This window comes from Polaromonas sp. P1_E1_2 (assembly GCF_056406035.1).
On the sequence record NZ_JBFUAZ010000568.1, the window covers coordinates 1 to 2,773 of the forward strand.

Annotated in this window: 4 protein-coding genes; all 4 read right to left on the bottom strand. The window is 57.5% G+C overall.

The window, feature by feature from the left end; all coding sequences use genetic code 11:
- Positions 1-160: 160 nt before the first annotated feature.
- On the bottom strand, positions 161-652 hold the full coding sequence (locus tag AC1D1P_RS19980) for a GNAT family N-acetyltransferase (protein WP_477674169.1): 492 nt from the start codon (positions 650-652) through the stop codon (positions 161-163).
- A gap of 61 nt (positions 653-713) precedes the next feature.
- Positions 714-1,172 (bottom strand): SRPBCC domain-containing protein, encoded by a 459-nt coding sequence (locus AC1D1P_RS19985; RefSeq protein WP_477671098.1) that lies wholly within the window; start codon positions 1,170-1,172, stop codon positions 714-716.
- Between the two features lie 483 nt (positions 1,173-1,655).
- Complete coding sequence (locus tag AC1D1P_RS19990) at positions 1,656-2,405, bottom strand: class I SAM-dependent methyltransferase (RefSeq protein WP_477674170.1); 750 nt, start codon at positions 2,403-2,405, stop codon at positions 1,656-1,658.
- Between the two features lie 70 nt (positions 2,406-2,475).
- A partial coding sequence (locus AC1D1P_RS19995; RefSeq protein WP_477674171.1) for a transglutaminase-like domain-containing protein occupies positions 2,476-2,773 on the bottom strand: 298 nt, incomplete at its 5' end.

Below are 2,773 nucleotides of genomic sequence, written 5' to 3' on the forward strand. Positions count from 1 at the left end.
CTACACTCCTGCACGCTTCTATTTTTTTAAAACACCTCACTGGAAATGCTACGAGAAAGCCTCGCAATCAGGCGTTTGAGCGGACGGCCTGCGAGGCGGATGATGACTTGAAGAGCCTTGCGGGTCAAGCCGCTGATGGAATGCCCGCTTGATAGAAAGATCAGGCCGCATCTGCAAGCCGTGACTGCATGAGTTCGAGCGCCAGGTATTTGGTCCCAGGAACAGGATTGAAGGTGACGGGCGCCGCCGGCAGAAATCCTAGCGTTTCATAGACATGCTGTGCGGCAGAAAACTCAGGCAAGACATCGAGGCAGATGCGGGAGTAGCCCGCGGCCCGCGCTTCATCGAGGATGCGCTCGATGAGCCGGCGGCCAAGGCTTTCGCCTCTCGCATCCGGCCGCACGTAGACGCGCTTCATTTCGCAGGTGGTTCCGTCAACGCGGCGAAGCGCGGCACAGCCAACGACAGTTGCACCCTTCCATGCGAGAAGCAGGCGGCCTTCGGGCGCGGCGTACTTTCCGGGTAACGCAGCGAATTCCGCTTCGTAATTCTGGAAGGCCAGGCTCACGCTGGGGCTGGCGACGTACTCCCGAAGGATGGAGACGACATGCTCAAGGTCATCGGGGAAGGTTGCGGGCTTGATATCGGTCATCGCGAAAGCGTACCGCATCTCGCGCCGAAGCACACGCTTCCAGGCAATTCCCGATGGGAGTTCAGGTGTCGCGGGTTCGGTGTATCAACTCAGCCTTGTCTTTCACCAGATTTGCCGGGCGCCCCGTTTCAAGAAAAACCTTCAGGTCGCACAAGACAATGCTGAACCCTTCGGTGGCGTTAACCACCTGCTCCATGGCGCCCTCGCCCTGAAAGCCCCGGACTTCAACACTGAAAACGGTGAAATCTTTCTGTTCGGCGAGAAAATTCATATCGACGTCCAGCCCGCCTTCCAGCCAGGAGAACGCAATGCGGCGCGGCGCATCGAATGCAGTGACGCGCACACGCTCAGTGGCGCCGGGAACCATAAATTGCCACTCAACTTGAGCACCTTGAGCGAGCGGACCGGCGGTACTTTTCAGCCAGAACTTTGTGATGAGATCAGGTTGGACAAACGCGCTGAAAACCTCCGCTGCGGGGCGTCGAATGGGCATCTTCGCCCCGGCAACCAACTCAGCCATGGGAGCCTCCTTCAATGACTACGCGAGGTGCGCGGATGAGCAGTCTACGCCGCACTTATGGCCGGGCGGTCTTCAATGCTTAACGAAATGTATGCAGCCACATCTGCGGCATAAGCTGGCGTTTGCAATCTACTGTCACGACCAGATAAGGCACCCAGCAGCCACTCGACTTTGACCACCATGAGATTCGATCGCGCTGGCCAATTCCTGTCAGCCTGCTGGACGCGCGCCCCATCTGAATCGCTATCAATTCAATAGCTGCTTGCGCCTGTCTCTACTGGGCTGAGTTCACTTTTGATGCTTGAAAAAAACTTAAAGAGGCTTTTGGAGCACCTGGAAGTTGTTTCGGGCGCTCACAAGCAGCCTGAAGGCATTCGGGCAATTTCGGGGCCATTTTTATCCATGAAATGGGATTCCAGGCCAATAGGGACGAGCGCAACCAGCTATCAAAAAAGGAGCATTACTGCACCACGCCACGCACCATCAAGGTTGGCCGAAAGCCCGGGCGGCCCAAGGCGGTATATGGTTACAGAAGGCATGGACACCTTCCGAGAAACTGCCAAAGCCAACCCCATGGTTCTGCGCAAGAAGCGCCAGGCTCTGTGATGAGAAAAGGCTGATATGCCCATTGCGCGGCGAGGCGTACCACCAGGTCAGCTGCTCGCCGGTCTTGATATGGCCGTCAGACAACAGCGTCGAGAACATGATCAAGCCATCCGGTGACATTAGCTTCTTGAGGTCAGACATCAATGCCCAAACGTCCGGAACATGTTCAAACACCTCATATGCGGTGATCAGGTCGAACTTACCCAGTGTCTCAACGCTGAGGTTTCTGTCCACAAAAGGGTCATATGACGTGGATTGCCAATGGGCTTCCCGCATCAACCTGGCCAGGCCGCCATTGCCGCCACCATAGTCGAGGTGCCTCAGGTTGGGGGCCAGATCGCCAAATCTTTCACGCAGGAGGGCTGCGTTTGCTTCTGCCCGGGCTTGTACGTAATGGGGATCGACAACAACGTACTGGTCGTTGTAGATTTTTTCCTCAAATTCTTGCAGACTCCACGCGCAAATCTCCGGCGCGAAACAAAAAGCACAGCTCTGGCAGACCGCATAGGCTACAGGCACGCCGGAAACACCCAAGGGGGCCGAGTTGCATGACTTGTTGAAGTCGACGGGATCAAGCAGTGTGCAATCGGCACTGCAGACCGGGCAAACCGTTTTGTCTGTCGTCATGGTTTTACGCTCATCGCGAGGCGGGAAAGTGGTCTCGCCGCCCTGAGCGGTTGGAGGAATCAGAAAGCTGTTAGTTTCCCACAACCGGCTCGATGGTGATCTCCACCGTCATCGACTCTTCCCCACCGCCCTGCCGCACACCCTTGATGGGTGGGCAGGCGTTGTAGTCCGTCCCCATGGCCAGGCGCACGTGGCGCTGGTCGATCAAGCAGCTGTGGGTGACGTCAATGCTGACCCAGCGTCGGGTGGCCACGTCGAGGCACACGTCACACCATGCGTGGCTGGCGAGGTCGGGCTCGTTGGCGGCGTAGAAGTAGCCGCTGACATAGCGCGCCGGGTAGCCCAGGCTGCGGCAGATGGCGACCATG